Below are 16,625 nucleotides of genomic sequence, written 5' to 3' on the forward strand. Positions count from 1 at the left end.
CCTTCAGACTGCCAAACTCATTAGGAGATTGACCATGACTCGCATGACGGCAAAAGACTTCGACCAGGAACTACTGGACCTGTACGATTTTTACGCGCACGGCAAAATCACTAAGCGTCAGTTTCTGGATCGCGCAGGTAAGTTCGCGGTTGGCGGTTTATCTGCGGTCGCGTTGCTGAACATGCTCAGACCGAACTATGCATTGGCCGAGCAGGTATCATTCAACGATCCCGATATCCATGCAGACTACATCACCTATCCCTCACCAAATGGAACCGGCGACGTACGGGGCTACCTTGTCCGGCCTGCTGGTGTGGATGAGCCGCTGCCAGCAGTGCTGGTGATCCACGAAAACCGCGGCCTTAATCCCTACATCGAAGATGTGGCGCGACGCTTGGCGAAAGCAGGCTTTATGGCTCTGGCTCCAGACGGTCTGACGTCGGTTGGCGGATACCCAGGCAACGATGCTGATGGGCGCGAGTTGCAAAAGACGGTCGATCGGGTCGAGCTGATGAATGATTTCTTCAATGGCTTTGAATACCTATTGAATCGAGAAGACTGCACCGGGAAGGTTGGCGCTGTGGGTTTCTGCTATGGCGGTGGTGTGGTCAGCGCAATTGCGGTGGCCTACCCGGAACTAGCGGCAGGCGTGCCGTTCTATGGCCGCCAGCCAGCAGCCGAAGATGTAGCCAAAATTCAGGCACCACTGCTGATTCAGATGGGGGAGCTTGATGAACGAATCAATGCAGGTTGGCCAGATTTTGAAGCTGCTCTTCAATCCAACGAAAAAGTCTACGAGGCCTACATCTACGAAAATGCTAACCACGGCTTTCATAACGACAGCACGCCACGATACGATGAATCGATGGCAAAATTGGCCTGGGACCGCACCATTGATTGGTTCAACACCTATCTGAGGTAATTGGTGCAAGCTACGAAGTCAGCCATGCGTTGATATCGCTTCCTGGCAATCCACGGTTCATCTTGGCCAAGCCCTCAGAGGCCCTAGAAATTTGACTTTCGCAGTCAGCGTGTCCGCGACCAGGTCTTGGCCTACTACCCCAACCATTGGGTGTTTTTTAGAGTCGAAACGATTGGAAAATATTGTCGAAGCGGATTTAGGTGAAGCGATCCATCGTTAGGTGTTCAGCTCATCTGTGGGTTAAGCGCACTATCACTTTAATGCCGCTGATAGCAGCCATTAATCATGTGTCCGGATAATGGCTCCTCTTAGGTTGAATTCATCAATTCTGCATCCTCCAACCGCTAATAGATTTTTGATCGAGGGGCCCAGTCAGTTTTCTTTCAATCTCTGCCGGGTTTTTAGACAGTCACAACAGATGGATTTGGATAAACTTGGACAACTGCGACCGTTTCTATACGTAGTTAGCCGTTCCTTTGGTCTTAATCAGAATCCCGAAACCGCCGCGCGAGATAATCAACGAACGCGCGGGTTTTTGGTGCCAGATTCCGCCTTTCGGCAAACATTACGACAATATCTGTGCTGGGTGGTGCATACTCAGGCATGACGTGGACAAGTTCGCCGGAGCTAAATTTAATGTTTGCCATATAGCAGGGCAGCCGTGCGATCCCGATGCCAGCGAGAGCGGCTCGAAAGACGACATCGGTGCTGTTTCCCTCAAAACTGCCCGTTGCTTCAAATTTTTCGCCTGGGTTCGGTTCGATGCTGTCCCAAGCGTTCCGCTGGCTTCTCCCAGCAACTCTCAAGCAATTGTGCTCAGCCAATTCGGCAAAACTCGACGGTGTTCCAGAACGCTCAAGGTATTCAGGTGAGGCACATAGCACCCTTCGACTCTGCATAATGCGCCTGATGACCATATCTGGATTCTTGCGTTGTTCCGCAAAGCAGATCGCCGCATCGAACCCTTCACTCCGAAGATCAATTTCTCGGTCGGTCAGATCCAAAGACATTTGAACTTCAGGGTTTTCATTCATGAAATCTGGCAAGGCAGGAATCAGTTGGGACTTACCAAATGCAACCGTGGACGCGATCCTGAGTTCTCCGCGTGGGACACCGTCAAAGCTATGGATCATCGCTTTGGCTTCATTGAATTTGTCAGCCATCGCTTTGCATTTTTCGTAGAAAGCTTGGCCTTCCAGTGTTGGAGAGATACCCGTTCTGGTGCGATTCAGAAGGCGGTAGTGAACCTGATCTTCAAGCAACCCGATCTGCTTGCTCACAGCCGACGGAGTTTGCCCCATTGATCGTGCAGCCGCAGATATGCTTCCTTGCTCGACCACTGTCGCAAAAATTAACATTTGCGCAGAAATATCCATGTCATGACCCTTGCTGTTCCAATCTGGCATGGGGCCTATGCCAGATTGCCAAATTGTGAGCGCTACCAAACAGACGTATCTCTGCATTGCAGCATAATTACTGCACTGCAGCAACGGACGAGGCAATATCATGGCAATTACACGATCAAACAGCGCGCTGGATGTCGTATTCGAAGCTGGCCGCACGTTCTTTCATCAAAAACTGGACACGATGCGAAAGGCACAGGCCAAACGCAGGGTTTATCGCGCAACGTATTATGAGCTCTCGGTGCTATCTGACCGCGACCTGACAGACCTGGGCATTCCGCGCAGTAGCATCAAAAGACTTGCTATGGAGGCTGTATATGGCTGCTAACACCCAAACGGCTGGTACAGATCGTGGTCACGCCATCGCCCTATCAATCAGCTTCCTGGCGAGGATCGGAGCCACGGCAAATGCGGCCTTTAAGGCGCTTCAAACGGCCCGGATGCTCTCCACACTTTCGAATATGAACGACCATCAGCTCGCTCAGATCGGAATCTCGCGATCCGATATCCCGGAATATGCCGCGAAATTGATGGCTGACGAATAGAAAAGTAGACCCTCAGGATAGAAGATTGCACGAAATTTGCTGGTCCTCGCTCCTCCCAGAGTAAGCCAGCAAAAGCGGCGGCGAAAAAGCCAACAGGGAGCGCCAACGCACGGGCCAGCACTTTCAACTCCTCCCGAAAGTGCTGGCTCGATACCTTGAGCTGAATTTGCAAGACCAGAGCTAGAACGATTTAAGGTGCTGTCAGACGAATTCGAACCAGTCTCAGTCTGCCGCGGGAACCGCGAACCTATCCGGAACAAAGTTGACGCCACTCGGCGAGAGCGGCGGTGCGTGTCAGCTTGAAGGTATCTCTGCTGCTTAGCGATCTTTGCTGGTTGAAGTGGTTGTAGACGGAAGAGTGGACGGAGGCGAATTTCTGTAAACTTCGCATGCGCCTGAAACGTTGCATCGCGCGTTCGCGTCGTCGAAACGGCAGGTGCGAATTTTCGACGCGGTTGTTGAGCCACCTGCCCGTCTGTTGTTTTTCGAGCGCGCCCATTTCTCTGAGCGCAGCCTTGTAGGAAGCGAAGCGATCTGTGACGATCTCTTCGGCGCAACCGTGCCGCTTCATCAATTTCTTGAGGAATTTCAGTGCTGCAGCTTTGTTTCGGCGTTTGGTGACAACGGCTTCCAGCACCTCACCTTCGTGATCAACAGCCCGCCAAAGATAATGCCGCTTGCCATTCACCTTCACGAAAACCTCGTCAACGTGCCACTTCCATTTGGAGAAGGCGCGCAGTTGCTGAACACGCTTCCGTCGGATCTCAGCTGCAAACATTGGACCAAACCTGTTCCACCAATATCGGACGGTTTCGTGGCTCACGTCGATGCCTCGCTCGTGCAACAGATCTTCGACGTTCCGAAGCGAGAGCGGGAAACGGATGTACAGCATCACTGCAAGGCGGATGATCTCTGGGCTGGTTTTGAAGTACTTGAAAGAGGCCGGATTGGTCATGGGCAAAAGCTACGCAACAACCCTAACTCGCTCAACCAAAGTTCTTCTGACAAGACCTTTGCAACATACCAATTTGCAAGGAGAAGTAGTCTCGATCCTCACTCTGCCACAAGCGCAACAATAGCTTCTTGAGGCTGGGAATGCTGGTTGTTTTCCTCAAGCGGTTGGTCAAGCTTTCCACGATGCACCAAGGCGAACATTGGCGGAGTGAAATAAAACGATACGACAGTCGACAACAGTACGCCCCCAGCGATTGCAACGGCGAATGGCGGCCAAAATGCTCCTCCAGCTATGATCAGGGGTAGGAAACCACCAAAGGTTGTGACCGTTGTCGAGATGATATGCCGACTTGAACCAGTCACAACACGCGCCATCGCCACCCGGTCGCCTTGGCTTGCGTCAACGTCTTGTTGCAACCCGGTTAAAATTATTATCGCCGCGTTGATCGAAACCCCGATCGAGCCGATGACACCGATAATCGCCGTTATTCCGAACGGGAATTGCATAACGGCCAGCGACAGCATTGAAAGGCCTGCAGACAACACGCACACGACCAAGGTCACGAGCGTCAGCCGGAACGAGTTAAAGGTGAGAACGATGGTCGCAATGGAGAGTGTGACAATCAATCCAACAGAGGCAAGCAGATTGCCCACGGTGTTGGATCGGGCATCACTGTCGCCACCTAAGGACATCGAATAGCCTTGCGGTAACTCAAACCCGGACGCATTAAGCGCTTCTAGTACGTCTTGCAACGCCTCTTCGGGTAAAACACCGGGGACGATAAACGCTTGGATAGTGTTTTCGCGCACGCCATCCGTTCGGGTTATGACGCTTTCCGCTGGTTCGATCACCGGCCTGGCTAGTTCCGACAACGGCACAGCAGGGAAAACACTTGTGGCGGATACGGCGGCAGCATTGGGCAGCAGGATGGGCATACTGACAATGGCGCTTAGGTCTGATCGCACCTCGTCACCCAGTCGAACACGCACCGGCAACTGTTCGGTCCCTTCGATCAGTGATCCACCGGTGATGCCAACAAGCGCCGTGTCCAGCTGACCAGCTATATCCGCCACATCCAGCCCCAGCAGACGGGCTTTGACCTCATCAATCTCGAACCGGATTTGGGGGTTGCCGCCGTTCACGCTGGCGCGTGCCTGCGTCACCAGATCGAGATTGGCCATAACTGAACGGACCTCGTCGCCCAGATTACGCAAAATCGTGATGTCCTGCCCTTGAATTTTGACTTCAACCGGCGCGGCGACCGGAGGGCCCTGCACAAGACTGCGAACGATGATCTGTGCGCCGGGAAAGTCGGTATCCAGACGGTTCTGCAACGCTCCGACAAGGCGGGCCGCATCGTCGGCCGTGTCGGTCGTTATCATGGCCTGTGCAAAACCGGGCTCGCGTGAACGGTTGCCAACGATGTTGTAGTAAAATGCCGGACCGGATTCTCCGACCGTCCAATAGACACTTTCGACGCCATCATCTGCCAGCAGCATCTCATCGATCTGGCGGGCGGTTGCTTCGGTGGTGGCAATTGATGTTCCACCCGGCATGTCGACTTCGATATAGAATTGGTTGCGGTCGACGCCCGGGAAGAATTGCGCGGTCAACGTTGGAAAGGCTGCAAAGCCAAGCACGGGCAAGATCAATGCCAACGCGATGGATCGCACCGGATTAGCGACTGACAATCGAATTGAGGCCTCGAACAATCGGGCAAGCGACGGGATGCTGATACCGCGGCTCAGCATTCCTGCGTCGGGGCGGTCGGAAAGTACCCAGCCCGCAATCGCCGGGGTCACCGTCAAAGCGACAACTAGTGACCAGACAAGCATAAGCACCACGGCGATAGCGATGGCACCGACAAAGTCGCCGGCGGGGCCAGGCAGCAAGATCATCGGCGTGAAGGCAAGCGCTGTTGTGACAGTCGACGCCAGCAAAGGCGCGGCCAACCGGCGCACAGCATCTCGCACGGCTGAAAGTCTCTCCAACCCATCTTGCAGACGGCGTCGAATTTCATCGGTCATCACGATGGCTGCGTCAACAAGCAGACCGAGGGCAACGATCAGACCCGTCACGGACATCTGGTGAATGGGCAAACCGATCATGTTCATCGTCGCCAGGGTCGCCAATGAGACAACCGGCAAAACCAAAGCCACGATCGCGGCTGCCCGAACACCTAACGTAACAAACAAAACTGCCACAACCAGAGCCACGCCAATGGCCATGTTGACCCCAACCTCTGACAAACGATCCGTCGTGTACTGGCTTTGATCAAACAGTAGTATTTCCTGCATGCCCAAAGGTACCGCTGCGGCGCCGGCCTCAAGCTCATCCCGTAGAAAGCCTGTCCAGCGGTCGATCTGCACGCCGTCCTGCGCCAGAATTCCGACCAAAACGGAGGGCATCCCGTTGGCAAAAGCGATTGAGGACTGCGGTTCGCGTGCGCCCCGGTCTACGCTGGCAATATCGCCGAGCTGCACCACTGCACCGTCCGCGTTTTCACGCAGGACGATGCTCCGAATGCGATCCAGACTCTCAATTTCTCCGCTGACGCCAATGGTCAGGTCGACATCGGATTGCAGCCGCCCAGACTGAACCTTCCCATCTGCTTCGGCGATCCGCTGGGAAATCTCGGCAGCGCCAAGCCCAAGCGCAGCGGCCTTGTCCATATCGACACTTACGAGCACCTCTTCCTCTGGCTGACCGAAATAGTCGACGGCTCGTGTCGCAGGAATCGCGCGCAATCTGTCACCCAATGCTTCGGCATGACGAGACAGCAAAGTTATCGGGAAGTCGGGGTCCTCGGCCGCAACTGCAATGACAGCGGAATAGGCAGCAATACCCTCGGCATCGAATTCCGGTGGCAATACTCCTGCCGGGAAGTTCTGGCTTGCATCTTCCACGGCGTCCCGAGCCTCGGCCCAAACCTGCTCAATGGTGGCTTCGTCTAGTGTTTCCAGCAATTCAACAGAAACGACCGACACGCCCGAGCGGGAGACAGAACTGATCTCATCCACCTCGGCGATCTTTCGCAGTTCTTCTTCGATTTCTGCGGTAACCAGTGCTTCAACCCGTTCGGGGTCTGCGCCAGGAAACTGCGTGGTTACAGTTGCGAAGAGGTTGGTGATCGTGGGGTCTTCCTGTCGCCCAAGCGATAGGAACGAAGACAGCCCTGCAGACACAAGCACCAAAATGATGAGGGCAACCAGCCGGGGATGGCGAAAGGTAAGGGTTTCCATCAGATCGCTCCGTTACTCGCCAGTGTCGAAGGCGACGCGCTGACCAACGCTCACCCGCTGCGGACCCTGATCGATCAGGACGGTGCCTTCCGGAAACGCGCCACGCACAAAGACGCGGTCGTCTTCGGCATGCAGCACTTCGACCGTCGCCAGGCGCACAGTCTTTTGCGCGTCGGCAACCAGCAGTGTCCATTGCCCGCGCGTTCCTTCCTTCAGCGATGTTGTGGGCACCCAGGTTCCCGCACTTTGGACAGGATCGAGTACATGCACACGTGCGGTTTGTCCGAAAGCAACGTCGGGAGCGTTTTTCAGATCGAACAGCGCAGTGCGGGTTCGGGTCACCGGGTCAATATCGGGCCGCAAGGTTGCAAGCTCAGCCCGGTAGCTTTTAGCTGATATTTCGATCTCAACATCAGTCAGAAGCGCCGGATCAACATCGAGAGGAACACCGATCCGAACCTGCGGCGACACGACCTCGACCATTCCCAGAACCAGCTCGCCCGAGCGCAGAGTTTCGCCGCCGTCCACGTGTCGCGCGGTTATTTGACCGGCAAATGGGGCCTCGATGCTGGATTTCTCAATCCGAACGGTAACATCGCGCAAGGCCGCATCCAACTCGCCAATTCTGGATAACAATTCATCTTGTTGAGAAACGGCTTCGTCCAAACGGGCTTGACTGGTAAAGCCTTGTTCAATGAGTTTCGCGTTTCGCTCGACCGTCTTTCTTGCAAATGCAAGCTGGGCTGCAATGGCATCGCGTGATGCTGTCAGACGGTCGCGTTCGACCTCCAGCAGTGCAATGTCCAGTGTCGCAAGAAGTTGACCCTTGGCAACCTTGTCACCCTCATTCACCAGAATTTGATCGAGCGTCCCGTTCAGCTCGAAAGAGATATCTGCCGAACGCTGAGGTTCGACCTGCCCGATGAACACACGGTCGACTGTGTAAGCGCTCTCGGACGTTATCGGCGTTACGGATACTGGGGTCACAGCGGCGGCATCAGGTGCGGGCACCGCCTCCGCTCTACGGGTGAGCTCGGATGCGCCAAAGTGAACGGCGGCCGCTGCAACGGCTATAAAACTGACGGTCACTCCCAAACGCACAGTGCCGCGTAACACACGTGCAAATAGGCACGGTTTGGTCGCTTCAGTAGATGAATTAGCAGGATTCGGCATTTGGGGACCTCATCAAGTTAGCGTCTCTAACATATGTTAGAAGTTCTCACTTTGACAAGAGATACGTGATCTGGCACATGTTGGATCATGAGCAGCATCGAAAAAAATCATTCGACTAGCAGACAAACGGCTGGTCTTTCCGTCAGCAAGAAAGCCTATCATCACGGTGATCTCCGCGCTGCACTGATCGAAGCAACCCGACAGTTGGTAGAAGAAAAAGGTCCGGACAGTTTTTCCGTATCCGAGGCGTGTAGACGCGCGGGCGTATCAACTGCGGCACCTTACAAGCACTTCAAAGACAAGACAGAAATGCTGGTCGCCACTGTCCTTGAGGGAATGGATCGGCACCGAGACAAAATGCTTACTGCGCTGGAAGGCGTTCCTGAAGGATCTCCCGAGCGCATTACTGCCATAGGGATGGAGTATATTGCCTTTGCGTTAAATGAGCCCGGGATCTTCAGACTGAAATTTGGCGGCTTCACAGACCGCATCGCGGATCCCCGGCTGGAGGAAGGCGGCCAGCAAAGTTTCGGGATTCTTTTGACTGAAGTAGCAAAATGTCTCGGTGAACCGGGAATCACAGACGAAGTTCGCCGCCGTGGTTTTTTGTTGTGGAGTTTCGTGCACGGGCTGTCCTTCATTTTGCATGACAAAGGGCTTGCAGAGAAAGGTGAAGAATTCGATCTTCATACCCTTCTTGAGGACGTTTCGGAAAGAATGCTGAGTTGAGCGTTCTCACACTAAAACGAATTCAACCAAGCACTCATAGCAGACGATCTAAGCCGCTGTCACGCCTGCGCCTAAACGATTGCTCAGGTTCACATAGAAGACATTTTTTGGAAAGCGCCGCCAAAGTCGGCTATCCAGAATCGCAAGGTCTCGTCGTGAATGTCGGCTTCGGGTTGAGCCAGTATTACAAGTTAGGGTGTACGGCAGAAGCTTTGTTCCAAAGCCTCCGTTTCGCAACCCGGAGTTATGCAATCGCATTCGTTAGCTGGGAATGTCCGCTGGCGCAAGGATCGTCATTCCCACTCGGTCCGCTACGGCCATGATCGCCGGAATATCTGGCGGTCCATCTGGCGCCGGAATATCTGTCGTACCCTCAGGCATTGTTTCACCAGCTTCAGTAAAGAATGTGTCATGCATAGCGCCGGGGGCGTTGATGCAAAGTAGCCGCCCAGGCCGTTCCCCAGTACATGTAAAGGCGTGCACTGCGCCGTCCGGGACTTTGACGAAATCACCACCTTTTGCGTTGACTGTCTCACCATTCACGAAGAACTCGAACTCACCGTCTAGCACATAGAAGCTCTCATCTTCGCCTGCATGATGATTGGGCGGCGCACCGGCACCAGGAGCCGTCTTTATCTCAACGATTGTGCAACGATTTCCAGTCTCACTGGGAAAGGCGTGGAAGGTCAAAAGGTTCCCAAGAAGATGGTAAACTCGCGGGCGAGGTTCAGTCATAACTGCGACTCCCTTTACTTGAAACACACTCGGCTTATAATACATAAATCTACTTATGAGACAAGTGTTTCGCAAAGGGCTTGGGATTGGCACCTCGTACAAATCAAATCAACCGAACGCGAGAAGCACTTCTTTCGGCCGCTCGAGAATTGATGTCGGAGGGAAAGGAAGTCACGCTAGCAAAAGTCGCTGAACGCGCCAAAACCAGCCGTGCGACGGTCTATCGCTACTTTTCTGACCCAAGTGTCTTGGCTTTGGATGCGACGCTCGATCTTGAAGTCACTCCAACGTCAGAACTTCTCGAGGGGCTGGATGACGTTAGCAGCCGTGTACATGTCGTTGCGCGTTACTATCTGGATTTTTCTCGGGTTCATGAGGCGCACTTCCGGCAGTTTTTAGCTGAATCACTCAAGGCATCTCTTGAGGATGGAACTGTCAAAATGCGTGGCGCCAGAAGAGTGGCGGCTTTTTCGGAAGCACTTGCGCCAGTTCACCCATTGATGGAGCCGAAGGAAATTGACGACCTGGCGAAGCGATTGTCCATGACGACGGGCATGGAACAACTTGTTATTCTTGAAGACATTTTGCGCGTGGACGAAGCAACTGGTTACCAACTTCAGGATGGGTTGGTCGACGCTCTGTTGGATCGATATTTGCCAAAAAACTGAGGATGGCCGAATTACAGAAATGCGCAGAAAGCAGACTTTGCAATCCTCAACGAACGATCATAGCGAACGTTTGCCGAGACCTTTTGGAGCAGCAGTTATGAGGAACTGGCTGGACAGGCTATTGATCACAACTTGCTGTTCTGTCGAAATTTCGCGCCAGTTGAAGGTCGCTGTGATTGCAAAGTCAGGCGATGGTCACTGTCCTGAATTGGTTTTCGCGATACTGCAAAGCAGATCGACATGTTTGTCCAACCATTCTTCGTTCAGCGCCTCGTGACGAATGAGCTTGCGGAAATAAGGTGCAGCGACTGCCAGTTCTATGAATTGGTCAACCGGAACGTCGGCGGCGATCTCACCCCGATCTATTGCGGCTGAAAGCACGGCTTCAACACTTGCGAACCTGTCTTTCATGAATTCAGTGATCACCAAGCGCGCTTCTGCATCGGTGGACGCAGCAGCGACAACTTGAGGCGCAATTTGGCCCCATGGTGTGTCATTCAAGGCTCCCATCAGTACTCCGAGTAACCAGCGCAGGTCAGATCGCAGCGGGCCATCTGTTTTGGGTGGTATGTTAGGCGGTGTTGCGATGCGCCTGAATGCTGCATCACGCAGACCGCGCGCATCTGGCCAGTGCCTGTAAAGTGTGCTGCGCGAAATGCCCGTTGCCTTTGAAACCGCGCCATGAGTTACGTGCAGCACGCCCTCATCCATCAGTATCCTTTGCGCCGCATCAAGTGCGGCCTGTCGTGTGGCGATCAGCCTGGGATCTTCCTTCAATCGCCCCTCCTATAGAACATTTTGTTGCGCTGTAGAACATTTTGCCCTAAAAGTATGGTCAGCCAATACCTAAATCGCAAAACTCAATTCCACAAACACGTCTTGTCAAAATGGGAGCGTATCAATGTTCAAAGTGGCAGCAACCCCGCTGGCGGTACTCTTATCGATGGGCGCGACAACCGCTTTGTCCGAGAGTGGCACCTACGAGCTGGATCCTGGACACAGGCAGGTATTGTTCAGCTACGACCACATCGGGTTCTCAGAAACATTTGGAATGTTCTCAGGTTTTAGCGGTGAGATAAAGTTCAACGAAGATGATCCGTCTGCATCATCTGTCACAGTGTCTATGCCTGTAAAATCTATGATCACGGGCTGGGATGCCCGTTTGCAACACTTCATGTCCGATGATTTTTTTGGCGCGACTGACGGTGACGTGGTCACATTCGCCTCAACCAGCATCGAAGTCACCGGGGACAATTCCGCGAATATTTCTGGCGACCTGACCATGAATGGCATCACCAAACCTGTTGTTCTGGAAACAACGCTTAACAAGTCAGCGCCATACCCTTTTGGCGAAAAGGAGGGCAGACCGACCTTGGGGCTGGCAGCAACGGCGACTATCGTGCGGTCTGAATTCGGACTTGGGGCCTTTGCACCAGCCGTGAGCGACGAAATAGATCTCTTGATCAATATCGAGGCGTTATAAGCTGAATGATGCGTGCAGGGGCACCGAAACCGCGCTGAGCACTCAATCTTTACTTTTGACGGGCTGACAACAAAATGAATGTGCACCTGAGAACATTGGCGGTTGCTATCACGGTAGTGGCATTGATGTGCTCGATGGCGTCCGCGCAAGAGCGCTCCTTGCCGGAGCGCACCTCGCACCGTCCTGAAACGACAAGCGGCGTACCGCATACTCAGATTGGTGTCAAAATTGATGCCGAATTGGCCCAGCTATTGCTGGAGCGAGTTGCTCAATTCCCAGGGGTTACACTTGGCCCCACACGCATATCACTACCTGGCGCAATTGGTTTTCAGCTTGATCCCGACATGTTTTTGTCTCAACCGAGCTCTATCGTCGGTGGGTTTGAATTTGCGCATATGCATCCTGATGGCAGCTTGCACGCTTCGCTGCATCCGGCAATGGCGCGGCGGGCAATTGAGGCTGGCTGGGCCGTAGCTCACCCTTGGGCCAAGCAACGTCCTGGGTGGAGCGGCTTTGTCTTGATATATACACCGACCACACCAGAAGAGTTGGATGTCGTCATCGATCTGGTAGAAAGCTCGTACACCTTCATCACCGGCAACACCTTGGGCTAAGCTCGAATTGTGCGAAAGTGTGCGGGGACACCTGTTTCCTGTCAGAGCGCAGTTTCAGCCACCTTGTTTCTCACAGTCATTTTTTCTTAAATTGTCGCCGTGGCGAAGCGCTCGATACCTTCAAGCCATTCACACTAATGGTAGCTGCCGTCCGCTTGTTAGATTTTGCAAAGCTCAGAGTCGAAGTTCCGCTTCGGGCTGCCATCGGTCACAGATGAAGAGAGCAACGGGCTGACACTTTCAGAATGGATATTGCAAAGTGAACCTTTGTTAGTAACGCGAAACGCGCTAACTACTTCACCTTAATTCTAGGTTTCGCCAGCCAAAAAGACATTTTGCTCGGCTGTGTGTTTCAACGCAAGTTTTGGAACTTGCAGGCTTAGCAAAATACCCAGGCACAAGTTTTAGCCACAAAAATCTATTCGTCTGTTAATTTTGGTTCAGCGGAATTGGTTTAGCTAAAAGGATCACATCGACTGATGAAGCGGAAAATTGCTGCGATCCTAAGCCTCGATGTCGTCGAATATACCAAGCGCATGTCAGAGGATGCTGAGACCACGCTGAACACTCTACAACGCATTTTGGACGATGTGATCAGACCGTTGGTCCATGAAAACAATGGACGAATATTCAAGCTGATGGGAGATGGTGCTTTGGTTGAGTTTGTTGCAGCCACTGACGCAATTAATGCTGCCAGCCAGATTTTCAATCAGATGAGAGATGAAGACGTAACACTTCGAGGAGGTCTCCACGTTGGCGACGTAATGCCAAATGGCGCAGACTTGTTCGGAGAGGCCGTGAATGTTGCGTCGCGCCTTCAGTCCAGCGCGCATATTGGAAGTTGTCTCGTCAGCAAGACAGCTGCTGAAGTTGCAGGAACTTCGCTGGCGGTTGCTTTGCGACCAGAAAGCTCGATACGGTTGAAGGGAATTCCAAATCCAGTGGAAGCCTACTCTATTGATTTAGATGGTGACAAAAGACACGCAAAGAACAAGCTGCTGGCTAACTCTCAAGACGTCCGCTTTGCAAAATCAAAAGACGGTACAACGCTTGCCTGGACATCTACTGGAAGCGGAAGAAAGTTACTGGTCACACCAAACTGGCTCAGGCATCTGGAATACGATTGGACGATGAACACCATCGCCGGGTGGTTGCCGCTGCTTTCTGAAAATCACTGCCTTTATCGGTTTGATGGTAGAAACAATGGCTTGTCCCAGCGCGGCGTGCAGGATGTGTCTTTGAATCGAATCGTCGAAGATGTTGAGGCCGTGCTGGACGCAGCCGGGATCGAAAAAATGCCATTGTTTGGTATATCTTTTGGGGCAACCATTGCGGCGGCTTTTGCCGCACATAATCCTGACCGTGTTTCGGGGTTGGTTCTACTCGGTGGATTTGCACAAGGACTCGCGGTGCGTTCACAGCCTGGAATTGCCGCTCTTGGGCAAGCAATGATGGATATGAGTCTTGAAGGCTGGAACGATGAATACCCTTCTGCAAGAGACTTGATGGCCCAGTCTTTTGCTCCAACCGCAAGTCCGCATGACCAGCGCACTTATGCAGAATTTATGAAAGTGGCAATGGACCATCAGGATTGGCTCAAGATTGGACCACTGGTCGCAGGGGTCGACGTAACCGATCTACTTCCGCGGATCACCTGTCCGGCTCTTGTCATGCACGCTAATCGAGACAGGATGCACAGTGTTGAACAAGGTAGGATATTCGCCTCCGGCATCGAGAATGCGCGCTTTATTGGCCTTGAAACAGCAAACAACACGATGCCAGAGTATGATCCTGCCTGGCCTAAAGCCCTAGTGGAAATAGAGCGTTTTTTGAACTCAATTTGATCAGTGTACGTTGTTCATCGCCAAAACTTTATTGTTCGAAGGTAAGAAGATGCCGTGCGCCCTTTGATTTTCGATACTGGAATTTGAAAACTCTAAGCTTCTCGTCATCGACCGCTTTGTCCTGATCTCGGAAACTGCAAAGTCTTGTTACGAATGTCCGGTTTGGGCTGACTGCGGTCATTTGGAGTTATAATACGAATGGCAGCAAAGTCCCGCATGGCAGCCGTTCGTGAGATCGGATCAAATGACCGCTCCGAACCCAAAGCAGAGACGCCATGCGATTACGCAGAAAAACGTGCTAGCACCAAAAATCAGTGGTCAACAATCTTACTCAATTTCCGAGGATCGCGCCCAGAGATTGATTTCCTCTTCCGAGCTGACCTCGTCAATTTTAGCGAGTTCGGCTTCGGTAAATTCCAAATTCCGGACCGCACCTACGCAATCCACGATCTGCTCAGGTCGCGAAGCGCCAATAAGGGCTGTCGTAATCCGGTCACCTCTCAGCACCCAAGCAAGCGCCATCTGAGCTAATGATTGACCGCGTGACGCCGCTATGTCGTTTAGAGCCCTGACACTCTTCAATGAACGTTCGTTGATCATGCCGTCCAATAAAGACTTGCCTTGGGTCGCACGACTGTCTTCGGGAATGCCGTTCAGATACTTCGATGTCAAAATACCCTGGGCAAGTGGCGTGAACGCAATCGATCCCACGTTCAATTCGTCAAGCGTATCCAACAGCCCGTCCCGCTCAACCCAACGGTTGAGTAGGTTGTACGACGGCTGATGAATCAGGCACGGCGTGCCAAGGTCTTTTAAGATGGCCAGCGCTTCGCGCGTTCGTTGAGAGTTGTAGCTTGAAATTCCGGCGTATAGTGCGCGCCCAGAGCGCACTATATAGTCTAAGGCTCCCATAGTTTCTTCCAGAGGGGTATCTGGATCATAGCGGTGGGAATAAAAGATATCTGCGTATTCTAACCCCATCCGCTTGAGCGACTGATCACAAGAGGCCACAAGATACTTTCGTGATCCCCACTCCCCATAGGGGCCCGGCCACATATCATACCCTGCCTTGGTAGATATGATGAGTTCGTCCCGATAGCCTGCGAAATCAGTTCTTAAAATTTCACCGAATGCTTCTTCCGCCGACCCTGGCGGCGGGCCATAGTTATTTGCTAAATCAAAGTGCGTTATACCCAAGTCAAAAGCAGTGCAGCAGAGATCGCGCTTTGTCTGGTGCGGGGTATCCCCACCAAAGTTGTGCCATAGCCCGAGGCTTATCGCGGGTAGCTTTATGCCAGACTCACCACAACGGCGATAGACCATTTGCTCGTAGCGGTCCGGATTGGGAAGAAATGGGCGCGATCGAGGCTTCGGGGGGCGTTGTAATTTGCTCATCTGTCCATAATCCGAGATCATCGCCCCGTGTCAATTCAACGAGATAGTAATCGGCAATCAGCTAAGCCTGCCGAATAGACGGAACATACCTCAGGCATTGTGAGCGCAGATTGTCAAACTGCAAACTAGTCCTCGAATAATGCGCGAACCTTCAACATGTCATACGCATGTTCCGTCAGGTATTCAGGATCCCATTCGCTTCGCTCAGCTTCAAAAAAATCCCCGCCGTATACGTGGATTGCTCCGGTCAACTTGGGGATAGGGTTTGTAACCGAGTGAATGAGGTCCTTACCAAGCGGAGCATATTCACCCGTCGACAATGCTCGAGCCCCCGCCGCTTCAATGCGTCCGTTAGGGTCATCTGCTACGCGCCGCCAAAAAATGTTATCTTCTCTACCACCATAAATACCGATCACGGCCCACATTTCGTGATTGTGGGGCATTATTGTCATTCCTGGCTTCCATACGACGTTGACGATTGTCAGATCACCTGACTTGTAAATGGGAAAGATACCGCTTTCGGTCGGTTCTCCCAAGGCTTGCGTCACGCCCGCGGGATCGCGCATCGCCCGGTCCACCACCTCAGCCACCGATTTGTGAGACGCGTCCTGATCAACTGCGGTCCGGCAGTCCGCTACAAACTGTTCCATGTTCCACATGTCTTCAGCCCCCAATTGCATACTATAAAAGCAACAGGGTAGCACAGGCTGTAAAATAGACGAAATTGGGACCCAGATTGCAGCTGCATGTATAGGGTATCTAAGACTTCCAATGGCTGCTTGGCCTGCTTAGCGTTCGTTCGCCAAATCGGGGCGGATGTCTGCTTTGCGGAGATAGTGTTGAAAAAGTCCGTTGATTGGTTTGCCTGTCGCTGATTCACTCGATTTTGAGAGTGGAGGTGCGGTGATGATGGGACC

16 protein-coding genes are annotated in these 16,625 nt (G+C 52.9%); 8 read left to right on the forward strand and 8 right to left on the reverse strand.

The features are described 5' to 3' along the window. Nucleotides 1–34 precede the first annotated feature (34 nt). A complete protein-coding gene (gene yghX, locus ACR0AY_RS05715; protein WP_170512641.1) occupies nt 35–922 on the forward strand; it encodes a YghX family hydrolase in 888 nt (295 codons plus the stop codon). Between the two features lie 482 nt (nt 923–1,404). On the opposite strand, the gene ACR0AY_RS05720 is transcribed toward yghX, so the two are convergent. After that, entirely contained in the window at nt 1,405–2,328 is a 924-nt protein-coding gene (locus tag ACR0AY_RS05720; protein WP_480453831.1) for a LysR family transcriptional regulator, read from the reverse strand. Between the two features lie 100 nt (nt 2,329–2,428). Here ACR0AY_RS05720 and ACR0AY_RS05725 point away from each other — a divergent pair, with 100 nt between their 5' ends. Together ACR0AY_RS05725 and ACR0AY_RS05730 are read left to right on the forward strand one after the other, a co-directional pair. Then, a complete protein-coding gene (locus ACR0AY_RS05725) occupies nt 2,429–2,653 on the forward strand; it encodes a DUF1127 domain-containing protein (RefSeq protein ID WP_480453832.1) in 225 nt (74 codons plus the stop codon). Further along, entirely contained in the window at nt 2,643–2,870 is a 228-nt protein-coding gene (locus tag ACR0AY_RS05730; protein ID WP_480438755.1) for a DUF1127 domain-containing protein, read from the forward strand. Before ACR0AY_RS05725 ends, ACR0AY_RS05730 begins: the two co-directional genes overlap by 11 nt. A gap of 247 nt (nt 2,871–3,117) precedes the next feature. On the opposite strand, the gene ACR0AY_RS05735 is transcribed toward ACR0AY_RS05730, so the two are convergent. The 3 genes from ACR0AY_RS05735 to ACR0AY_RS05745 all read right to left on the reverse strand — a co-directional run bounded on the left by ACR0AY_RS05735 (nt 3,118) and on the right by ACR0AY_RS05745 (nt 8,156). Then, on the reverse strand, nt 3,118–3,825 hold the full coding sequence (locus ACR0AY_RS05735; RefSeq protein ID WP_170512639.1) for an IS6 family transposase: 708 nt from the start codon (nt 3,823–3,825) through the stop codon (nt 3,118–3,120). 98 nt (nt 3,826–3,923) lie between these two features. Then, entirely contained in the window at nt 3,924–7,067 is a 3,144-nt protein-coding gene (locus ACR0AY_RS05740) for an efflux RND transporter permease subunit (protein WP_170512637.1), read from the reverse strand. A gap of 12 nt (nt 7,068–7,079) precedes the next feature. Continuing rightward, nucleotides 7,080–8,156 (reverse strand): efflux RND transporter periplasmic adaptor subunit, encoded by a 1,077-nt coding sequence (locus tag ACR0AY_RS05745; protein ID WP_170597209.1) that lies wholly within the window; start codon nt 8,154–8,156, stop codon nt 7,080–7,082. 171 nt (nt 8,157–8,327) lie between these two features. On the opposite strand from ACR0AY_RS05745, the gene ACR0AY_RS05750 reads away from it, so the two are divergent. Then, nucleotides 8,328–8,969: a TetR/AcrR family transcriptional regulator gene (locus ACR0AY_RS05750; RefSeq protein WP_170424007.1), complete on the forward strand. Its 642-nt coding sequence runs from the start codon at nt 8,328–8,330 to the stop codon at nt 8,967–8,969. Nucleotides 8,970–9,230: 261 nt separating this feature from the next. Here ACR0AY_RS05750 and ACR0AY_RS05755 read toward each other — a convergent pair whose 3' ends face one another. Further along, nucleotides 9,231–9,704: a cupin domain-containing protein gene (locus ACR0AY_RS05755; RefSeq protein ID WP_170512635.1), complete on the reverse strand. Its 474-nt coding sequence runs from the start codon at nt 9,702–9,704 to the stop codon at nt 9,231–9,233. An 86-nt stretch (nt 9,705–9,790) separates the two neighbouring features. On the opposite strand from ACR0AY_RS05755, the gene ACR0AY_RS05760 reads away from it, so the two are divergent. Then, complete coding sequence (locus ACR0AY_RS05760; RefSeq protein ID WP_170512634.1) at nt 9,791–10,372, forward strand: TetR/AcrR family transcriptional regulator; 582 nt, start codon at nt 9,791–9,793, stop codon at nt 10,370–10,372. A 195-nt stretch (nt 10,373–10,567) separates the two neighbouring features. Here ACR0AY_RS05760 and ACR0AY_RS05765 read toward each other — a convergent pair whose 3' ends face one another. Continuing rightward, on the reverse strand, nt 10,568–11,149 hold the full coding sequence (locus ACR0AY_RS05765; protein ID WP_170408611.1) for a TetR/AcrR family transcriptional regulator: 582 nt from the start codon (nt 11,147–11,149) through the stop codon (nt 10,568–10,570). A 124-nt stretch (nt 11,150–11,273) separates the two neighbouring features. Between ACR0AY_RS05765 and ACR0AY_RS05770 the strand changes: the two genes are divergently transcribed. The 3 genes from ACR0AY_RS05770 to ACR0AY_RS05780 all read left to right on the forward strand — a co-directional run bounded on the left by ACR0AY_RS05770 (nt 11,274) and on the right by ACR0AY_RS05780 (nt 14,313). After that, the gene (locus tag ACR0AY_RS05770; protein WP_170512633.1) at nt 11,274–11,855 is read left to right on the forward strand and encodes a YceI family protein; all 582 of its coding nucleotides are present in this window, start codon (nt 11,274–11,276) and stop codon (nt 11,853–11,855) included. Between the two features lie 74 nt (nt 11,856–11,929). Next, nucleotides 11,930–12,469, forward strand: coding sequence for a luciferase domain-containing protein (locus ACR0AY_RS05775; protein ID WP_170392859.1), 540 nt, complete (start codon nt 11,930–11,932; stop codon nt 12,467–12,469). 479 nt (nt 12,470–12,948) lie between these two features. Continuing rightward, a complete protein-coding gene (locus ACR0AY_RS05780; RefSeq protein WP_170512632.1) occupies nt 12,949–14,313 on the forward strand; it encodes an alpha/beta fold hydrolase in 1,365 nt (454 codons plus the stop codon). Between the two features lie 327 nt (nt 14,314–14,640). Here the strand turns inward: ACR0AY_RS05780 and mgrA are convergent, their stop codons facing one another. Further along, nucleotides 14,641–15,708: an L-glyceraldehyde 3-phosphate reductase gene (gene mgrA, locus ACR0AY_RS05785; protein WP_170513008.1), complete on the reverse strand. Its 1,068-nt coding sequence runs from the start codon at nt 15,706–15,708 to the stop codon at nt 14,641–14,643. Between the two features lie 125 nt (nt 15,709–15,833). After that, on the reverse strand, nt 15,834–16,358 hold the full coding sequence (locus ACR0AY_RS05790) for a cysteine dioxygenase family protein (protein ID WP_480453835.1): 525 nt from the start codon (nt 16,356–16,358) through the stop codon (nt 15,834–15,836). Nucleotides 16,359–16,625: the final 267 nt, after the last annotated feature.

This window comes from Ruegeria sp. A5, from assembly GCF_056543005.1.